Here is a 930-nt window from a genome sequence, read left to right as displayed (position 1 = left end):
GTCCTGCTGCACATGGTTTTCGGCGCTGGCGCCGCAGTCGGCGGCTTCGCCCTGATCTGGCCGAGCGCACCGGAGGACATGGACCCGGAGCGTTGGGTCGACATCGGCATCATTGCCGCTGCCGGCCTTGTCGCCGGGTTGCTCTATTGGCTGATCGCCGGGCGCGACGCCGGCTTCCGACGGCCACTGTTCGAGCGCTAAATCAACTCGAAGGCGAGCGAACCGCCTCCGTGGCATCCAGGGCCTGCTTCAGCCGCGAGTCGCGGTCGTAGACGTCGCCGAAATATTCGACCTTGCCCGACAGATCGGGCCATGCGGTGAAATAGGCGACATAGACCGGGATCGTGCGTGTCACGTTCTCGGTCGCGTGGCCGTGCTTCAGCTTCTCGGCGATATAGTCCACGGAGGTGCCAAGCACCGCCGCCGCCATGCCGCGCGGGTCCTGCAGCCGCACGCAGCCATGGCTGAGCGCGCGCATATCGCGCTGGAAGAACGATTTCTGCGGCGTGTCGTGCATGTAGATCGCATGCTTGTTGGGGAACAGGATCTTCAACTCGCCCAGCGCGTTGGCCTCGCTCGGCTGCTGGCGCACGCTGTATGGGATGTTCGAGCCATAGGCGCCCCAGTTGACCGCCGACGAAGGAATGCGCTTGCCGCGCGAATCCGTCACCTCATAGCCGGCCCGGTCGAGATAGCCCGGATCGTTGCGCAATCTCGGCAGCATCTCGTTGACGATGATCGACTGGGGCACGCCCCAATAGGGATGGAAATCGACCTGCTTGATCTGGTCGTAGAAGAAGGAGGTCTGGTTGGTGGTCCGGCCAATGACGGCACGCGTCTTGAGCTTTTCCTCGCCATTGTCGATGTAGCTCGCGGTGAAGGCCGGCTGGTTGATGAAGACGCGCGGGCTGCCGAGATCGGAGGGCAGCA

1 protein-coding gene and 1 pseudogene are annotated in these 930 nt (G+C 63.8%); one reads left to right on the top strand and one right to left on the bottom strand.

The window, feature by feature from the left end; all coding sequences use genetic code 11:
* Positions 1-201: pseudogene (locus EN969_RS33000) on the top strand (hypothetical protein); the annotation flags it as partial.
* Position 202: 1 nt separating this feature from the next.
* Here the strand turns inward: EN969_RS33000 and EN969_RS32995 are convergent.
* Positions 203-930 (bottom strand): L,D-transpeptidase family protein (locus EN969_RS32995; protein ID WP_164758751.1); only part of this gene is annotated, 728 nt, incomplete at its 5' end.

Source organism: Mesorhizobium sp. M7A.F.Ca.CA.003.01.2.1, assembly GCF_003998945.1.
GTDB classification, from domain to species: Bacteria; Pseudomonadota; Alphaproteobacteria; order Rhizobiales; family Rhizobiaceae; genus Mesorhizobium; species Mesorhizobium ciceri.
Note: the sequence above shows the minus strand (reverse complement) of the source record. Positions and strands in the feature narration are given on the sequence as shown.